The sequence below is a fragment of the Desmospora activa DSM 45169 genome, assembly GCF_003046315.1.
GTDB classification, from domain to species: Bacteria; Bacillota; Bacilli; order Thermoactinomycetales; family DSM-45169; genus Desmospora; species Desmospora activa.
The window spans coordinates 21,241-27,934 of record NZ_PZZP01000006.1 but is presented as its reverse complement, the minus strand read 5'-3'; the positions used below and the strand labels follow the sequence as shown (position 1 = coordinate 27,934).

The 6,694-nt window shown below is 42.5% G+C and carries 9 protein-coding genes and 1 other RNA gene; 6 read left to right on the top strand and 4 right to left on the bottom strand.

What is annotated here, in order from left to right; genetic code table 11:
- The 4 genes from C8J48_RS18990 to C8J48_RS18285 all read left to right on the top strand — a co-directional run.
- The coding region (locus C8J48_RS18990; RefSeq protein ID WP_211316701.1) for a hypothetical protein at window positions 1–195 on the top strand (195 nt) is incomplete at its 5' end.
- Window positions 196–197: 2 nt separating this feature from the next.
- Window positions 198–506 carry a hypothetical protein gene (locus tag C8J48_RS18295; RefSeq protein ID WP_107728700.1) on the top strand — a complete coding sequence of 103 codons (309 nt, stop codon included), beginning with the start codon at window positions 198–200 and terminating at the stop codon, window positions 504–506.
- Window positions 507–533: 27 nt separating this feature from the next.
- Window positions 534–604: hammerhead ribozyme type II (locus tag C8J48_RS18290), an RNA gene on the top strand.
- A gap of 102 nt (window positions 605–706) precedes the next feature.
- Complete coding sequence (locus tag C8J48_RS18285) at window positions 707–1,402, top strand: hypothetical protein (RefSeq protein ID WP_107728699.1); 696 nt, start codon at window positions 707–709, stop codon at window positions 1,400–1,402.
- A 95-nt stretch (window positions 1,403–1,497) separates the two neighbouring features.
- Here the strand turns inward: C8J48_RS18285 and C8J48_RS18280 are convergent, their stop codons facing one another.
- Both C8J48_RS18280 and C8J48_RS18275 read right to left on the bottom strand, forming a co-directional pair.
- Window positions 1,498–2,730 carry an MFS transporter gene (locus C8J48_RS18280; protein WP_107728698.1) on the bottom strand — a complete coding sequence of 411 codons (1,233 nt, stop codon included), beginning with the start codon at window positions 2,728–2,730 and terminating at the stop codon, window positions 1,498–1,500.
- 103 nt (window positions 2,731–2,833) lie between these two features.
- A complete protein-coding gene (locus tag C8J48_RS18275) occupies window positions 2,834–3,217 on the bottom strand; it encodes a hypothetical protein (protein WP_146160534.1) in 384 nt (127 codons plus the stop codon).
- Between the two features lie 471 nt (window positions 3,218–3,688).
- On the opposite strand from C8J48_RS18275, the gene C8J48_RS18270 reads away from it, so the two are divergent.
- Together C8J48_RS18270 and C8J48_RS18265 are read left to right on the top strand one after the other, a co-directional pair.
- The gene (locus C8J48_RS18270; protein WP_107728696.1) at window positions 3,689–3,892 is read left to right on the top strand and encodes a hypothetical protein; all 204 of its coding nucleotides are present in this window, start codon (window positions 3,689–3,691) and stop codon (window positions 3,890–3,892) included.
- 169 nt (window positions 3,893–4,061) lie between these two features.
- Window positions 4,062–4,487: a NucA/NucB deoxyribonuclease domain-containing protein gene (locus C8J48_RS18265; RefSeq protein ID WP_245891293.1), complete on the top strand. Its 426-nt coding sequence runs from the start codon at window positions 4,062–4,064 to the stop codon at window positions 4,485–4,487.
- 404 nt (window positions 4,488–4,891) lie between these two features.
- Here C8J48_RS18265 and C8J48_RS18900 read toward each other — a convergent pair whose 3' ends face one another.
- Window positions 4,892–5,062, bottom strand: a complete 171-nt coding sequence (locus C8J48_RS18900) for a hypothetical protein (protein ID WP_170105724.1) — start codon at window positions 5,060–5,062, stop codon at window positions 4,892–4,894.
- A gap of 476 nt (window positions 5,063–5,538) precedes the next feature.
- The gene (locus C8J48_RS18260) at window positions 5,539–6,603 is read right to left on the bottom strand and encodes a hypothetical protein (RefSeq protein ID WP_107728695.1); all 1,065 of its coding nucleotides are present in this window, start codon (window positions 6,601–6,603) and stop codon (window positions 5,539–5,541) included.
- Between the last annotated feature and the right edge of the window lie 91 nt (window positions 6,604–6,694).

Below are 6,694 nucleotides of genomic sequence, written 5' to 3'. Positions count from 1 at the left end.
GTGGATCGGGGAAAGCAGAACCTTGATGGTTTATTCAGAATTAGTAACAAAACGCACGGATGGTCAGGTTATACGGGCCATTCACAGTTAGTAGGTGAAACGGTGGCTGCCAGGATCGAGCCATCGTCCGGCAGGGGTGGCGCTCTGCTGCTAACTAAAGCAAAGAATCAAGAACCAAATTTTTGGGAGGGATAAGATTGAAGAAAAAAGATAAACCGCTTGGTTGCTTTGGATCGCTGGTATTTGTTTTTTTCTTTCAGTTTCTATTCGTAGGATTGCTCATTGGGCTTATTTATCCTAGTTCCCCAATAGCCGAGGGTATGACAGTAATGCTTCAGCGATTTGGAGAACCATGGGGGGCATCAGTGTGGCTAATGGTTTACATGATTTCCACTTTTATTGCGGCAGTTGTTGCAGCTTGCTTCGTTGAGTTAGCTATAAGAATATTTATAAGAATATTTCATCCTAATTTGGCGCCATCAATCAGGAGAAAAAATACAACGTGACTTTGGGGGTGCGATCAAAACACATTTAGGCGAAACGCGGCGGAATCGCCGTCGCGTCGTCCGGGAGTGGCGGCCCGGACCTGATGAGCCAGCCGAAAGGAGGAGTTCCTTTGTTAAACCACTTATATGGTCTTCTTTCAAAGACAACCAATTCATGGCACAATGAAAATACGAAAAATTAATACAGGAGGCGATCCAACTTGGTACAAGGCGCGGCACTCATCATAGCCGGTTGCACAATCAATAACATTCCACTTATACAATGGGTACATCCCCGAGCTAAAGATGTAGTTAGCATAATTTTGTCCATCCTTAGTCTGTTAAGCTGCTGGTTCGGTTTCTCGCTTATTTTTGGTCCATCATTAAACCAATATGGTTGGCAACAACCTATGCTATTTGTAACGGGACTTGCATTACTGGGATGGTCAATTCGCATGATCATTAGAGGGTTTCAAACAATTAAAACACTGCCTGTGATAGCCGGTGTCATCGGGATAATTCCAGCAATGTTGTTGATCCAATTGGGATCACCTGTGATTGCTGAAGGTTGGATTTCCTTGGCTTACGGATTTGCAGCACTTTTAGCAGCCAAAGGAATCTATCATTTTGTTCAACTTTATCGTGGATACCTGAAAACAAAACAGATCTATATCTTGCACATCGTATACGGGCTCGCGTGGATAGGTATTGCCGTTACCGGTGCCGGATATGCTACCACTCAAACAGAGATGTACCTGAATATCGCAGCAACTTTAATGGCGATTGGATTCGGATACTTCTTGTTCTTAAAGGGGTATCAGTTGTATCAAGACTTTAAGAATCAGCCCGAGCTGACAGAAGAAGAACGAAAGCAAATCCGACAAGAGATTTTTAACAAGTGTGGTACAAAAAACTAAGCCGGGTTTCCCCGGCTTTTTATATGAAACACGTTTTTAAGGGCTTCCGATAAGAGGGGAACTATCAGAAGTGAAAAAACACCACGTCAAAGACTTTATAATGGCTCTGACGCGGTGTTTTTCATGTCTCGTGGTTGTTGTTCCAACAAAGATGTTTTTTCCTGCTTGGACATCCCTAATGATAAGGGGATGGACAACACGGCAATTAATGCAATGGTTACAAAAAGTATCGCGCCGCCCAACGCATCCAAAATCCATCCACCAATAACAGGGCCAACAAAATAAGTCAGTTGTGTAAAACCAATCGTACCCAGATACGTTCCGGCCATGCTTTTTGCTTTACCCATCAGGCGGATTTGTTCTTGCCATCGAGGAAAAAAGATGGCCTCAGCTAACGTCAACAATACCATTCCCGTGATCAATGTCCATACGTTTGAAGTTCCTAAAAAGGCAAATCCGAAAAAGAATAAGAATCCACTAACCCACACAAGTTGACTATATCTTGGGATCTTTTTCTCTACCCAACTCGCGAAATTCGCATAGAGAAATAATGAAACTCCAACGGCATTGATCCCCTGAAGGATGGGATACAGCCAGATTAAGTCATGCATTTTTATATGAAGTGGCAAGGTGGTTTCGAATTGAGCGAATCCCAAAGCGAACATCCCACCTACAACCAGAGAAATCACTAGTGCGCGGTCATGTGTGGTTACCTTCACTACTTGAGTAAATGAGGGTTCCGGTTCTTTCTCATTTTTCTCAGGTGTAATCCATCGATGACCGATTAAAGCGATCCCCCCCACCAAGAGAACAATGCACCCGGTTCCAAACATTATCCACTGAAAAGAATATTGAGAGTATAGCCACAGCGCTCCTCCTGCACCGATTCCCATACCGGCATTCATCGAAGCATACGCGTGCTTTTGTATTTTTGCGGATACTTCCTTTGGTGATAAATCGCCGATCAAGGCGTAAGAGATTGAATAAAATCCCCCTCTTAACATCCCGTTCATCATGCCCCAGAAAAGAAACGTGATTAAGGATTGCGATAACCCTAATCCAAAATAGCTGATTGCCCATATAAACAGAGTAAGGTGAAGAACTTTTGAACGCTCCCATTGATCCGATAAGTACCCACCTAAAAATCCACCTGCACAATATCCAACCCCGATACTTAATCCAGCTACAAATAAAGTTGTTACAGTATCAAAACCCTGATCCTTCATCGCAAATACCAATAAAACACCGGAAAATGATGCACTAAACCAACAAACTAGCTTAATGATTAACAATACAGGAACACCCAAAGGAAGCTTGCTGTTACTCACGGATTAACAACCACCTTTTGACATCAATATTTGATGTCAAAATTATATCACTAAGTGGTAGTTAAACCAATTGACAACAAAAAGACCCCTTTAATCGAAGGGATCAGTTTTTTTCATACAACTGATAAGCATTGTGTGCTAACCGGGTGAGGTGGATGATTAGATCATTCTGGGAGAGGTTCAGTTTGTCCGACATCCATTCGATCATTTGATGATCGGAAGGAGGCAATCGAACTGGAATCCGACTTATATCCTGTTCTTTTCTTACTTGAATGGCTGTTGCAAGCTTACTAAATGAAGAAAAGTCATGATAAGCCAACTGGATCAACAGACTGAACAACCGATTCCGTGAAACATTAAGTTTGGTAGTTAATTCATTTAATTTATTTATATCCTCGGTTGGCATTCTAACCGTTATTTGCGGTTTTTTTTGTTTATTATCTTGATGAAGTTGTTCAAATAAATGATTGAAATCCAATGGCTTCACCTGTTTTCCCCGTTAAATTTTCTAGCTTTGAGTATATCACTGAAAACACATAGCCGAAAAATGACAAAATTATATTGACATCAATTTTTGATGTCAATATAATTGGAGATGTAATTAACAGTTAAAGCTTCAAAGGTGGTGAATACATATGAAACCTTTCAATCTGCGCGGTATTCGTGGTTCTTCTGGGCCTGGACCGAGCCGTGGTCGTCGTGGACGTGTTTGATTCTCACAAAACCACTGAAGGAGGTGAGATACATATGAAACCCTTTTGATCTTCGTGGTTTGCGTGATAAACGGGGTTGATCGTTTCTAAAAAGCCAGCCGTGACGGTTGGCTTTTATTCATAAAAAGGGAGGAGTTTTATGCGTGAACTTGATGAAAAATCAATCGATCCAATTGCGTTAGGAGCAGCATTTTTGGCCTCTGTAAATATAGACCCATGACGGAACAAAAAAAGGGGGAGATCGTATGACGGATTTTGGACGCGATTTGCACTATCTAAAAGAAGGTAGCCGGATGACAAAGGAACAGCAGACAACCACCGTCCCACGGGGCCATAACGGGATTGAGATGGCAATTGCGAGCCGGACAAGACTGGAATCATTAAAGATCAAATCACCCGTAGAGGAACAAAAGACAACAAAGACTGATTCAAAGTGGCGTTATCTCTGAAGGAGAGAGAAAGATGAAGAATATAATCTGGATACTTGGTGCTGTTTTTGGCTTTATTGTTGGGTATATGTTTGTACAGGGTATTTAGCTGTAGAGCATCCACAATGGAAAGGCATAGGAAAAAGGGGGAATTGGTCTGAAACGATATGGATTGATCTTACTCATTTTAATGGTCGGGATGATGACGGCATGTGACGGATCTGAGATTGAGGCAATTTTGGATGCCTTAGAGGCCGATCAACCGGTTTCATATGAAGTAAATTCCGAGGAATACGACGAAACCCTTGTTTTTCCTACTGATCGTTACCCAGAAACGGGGGCTCACATCCGTGATGCTATTACGGCCGGTCATTCTAATGTATGCACAATTGACCGTGATGGGGCAGATGAGCGCCGTGAGGAGTCCCTGGCTGGTGTCCCGACAAAACCTGGCTATGACAGGGATGAATGGCCCATGGCCGCTTGCGCGGAGGGGGGAGAAGGGGCTTCTGTACGCCACATCGACCCCTCTGACAATCGCGGTGCGGGTTCCTGGGTCGGGAATCAGATTAGTGATTATCCGGACGGCACTAAAGTAAAATTTATCGTTGAGTGAAAGAACCGCCGATCTTTCGAAAGATCGGCGGTTCTTTGTTTCCAGGATGTATTTCTGCGATAGAGAAGGTGTATCAACTAATTAATTGTATAATTTCCAATTATACCGGACGATTTGAGGAGAAAAGGATCAGAGGAGTACCTGATGTGTTTTAGTGAGGATAAAACACCTTAGAAAGGCGATGAATAGGTCTGAGAGGGTATTATCAGCATAAAGTCTTTGCCAAAGAACAAAGACAGGCGATTGGTTTGTTGTTTACATTCTCTGGGTATGCTAAGATAAAACTGAGCATAAACTACAAGTAGCCCCAGGTGCCAGCCTGGAGCCATTGTAGGACACGCTTCATCGATGGGGCGGGATCGCCGTCCTCTAAAGAGGTATGGAGCTACAGAAACCCCAATCCACTAGCGGGACCGCCAAATCCGTTTGCTAGGGGCGTGGGGTTTTCTTCGTCTGATGCGTCGATGATTCTTCGTCTTCATCATTTGACGAATCTCCAAAAAGGTCTTGAACCCTTTTAGAGCCGTACCCACGATTGCAACCAACATAAAGATGGTTCCTAGTGTTGCTGACAACGCCGTCACCTCCTTTTACGAAAGTGACAGCGACCCAGCCCCTAGCCTCCGCGTGCCATCTCAATTCTACCACATTTTACATCTTCGATGGGATATAATTACCAGATTTATGATGGCCTTTTGACAGCAGCCCGCCGCGCCGGAATATTTCCCCGTTATCTTTTTCATACGTCGATTGATCTTAAAAATACGGCTGCCATATAACTTCACAAGGCTTATTTCCCACCTTTTTAACTCCACCCTACCTTGGGTATTCATTTGCGTTTTGAAAGGCAGAGAGGGGCTTTTCTCTTCGTCTGAGGAAGTGTTTCTATCATTAATGATGATAGATTAAAAATGGAGTGTTGTTTGTAATACAAACTAGTGTTTTTCACAGACTAAATCTTTTAAACGGAAAATCCCCCTGCTCTCTACAAAAAGAGAGGCTGAGGGGAGGATGGTGCTAGTGGTGTTCGTAACTGGTGGACATCACTCGGTTAATCTTGGCTGGCTGTCCAATCATATGGTTCAAAGTTAATATCTCTATTTTCAGTATACCTTTGACTTTTCATTGATTTTGCTGTAATAGCACTTAAATCCCAACTATTTTTTAGTTCCCACACTATAATCCCGTAGGGATTTGTCAGCTTTTCGCCAGCTTCTTGTTTTGCAACGATTACCTCAACCGATTTATGAATAGCTTCCTCAAGGTCTCTATTATGAATCTTTGATAATTCGATCAACTTTTTAATCATCTCGTTTGAATACTGTTGATTAAAGAGGGCTTGGATTAATTCTTTTACAACAACAACGTCCATGTCGTTTTCTTGTTGTTGTATAGTTCTCTCTGTAAGTTCTCCCTGTATGTCTTTCCTGTTAGTATTCCCTGTTAAAGATTTTCCCGTTTGGTCAAATTCGTTTTCCCCCAAAAGGGAATTTCCTTCTTCCCCATCAGGGGAATTCGTTTTTCCCTTTTGGGGGAAAACCAGATTTCCCAAGGGGTTCGGCGCTTCCCCTTGATTTTCCTGAGGTTCAGCCTCTTTGTTTGGAGCATTCTCCTCTGGATAATCCACTTTATCCCTTGATACGTCTGGTTTTTTACCTTTGGGGAAATTCGTTTTTCTACCCTTCTTATCAATCTCCCCATCAACAATCATTTGCTTGACATCCTTGAGCCATTTATTCACCTCAATCTCCAACTGCTCGTAATTCAGTCGAATATGAGTGGTAGGGTCTTTGTCAAATTTGTATATCTTTTTAACGATCAGATTTTTCTGTTGCAGAATTTTGATCGCCCGGTCGTACTGTTTCGGTGTGATTCTTATTTCGTCCCACCAATCTGTTCGGTTTTTCGCCAACCAGTAATGGCCGTCTTTAAAAACTCGTAGTTTGGATTTTCCTTCCTTGTTTGGAGAGAACCAAAAGACAATTCGACTAAGCAACGTTCCTGTAACGAGATCGCCAGTGATGTCAATATAGGAGTGGTGAACATGATTAAAGTGATTGTCATGGTATGCTTTCGCCCTCATGTTTAATTCTGCTTGAGTGAAATTAGTTTTCATCTACAATCCTCTCCCTTTTTTCGCCCAAGCAAAGGAGGAAGAGGTCGCCGTTTCCATAATTACCCTATTGTTTTTGAGATAAGAGGTGATA

Excerpts from the sequence above, each read along its gene's own strand:
- C8J48_RS18270 (WP_107728696.1), top strand. The coding sequence starts at position 3,689 with ATGACGGATTTTGGACGCGATTTGCACTATCTAAAAGAAGGTAGCCGG.
- C8J48_RS18265 (WP_245891293.1), top strand. The coding sequence starts at position 4,062 with ATGGTCGGGATGATGACGGCATGTGACGGATCTGAGATTGAGGCAATT.
- C8J48_RS18260 (WP_107728695.1), bottom strand. The coding sequence starts at position 6,603 with ATGAAAACTAATTTCACTCAAGCAGAATTAAACATGAGGGCGAAAGCA.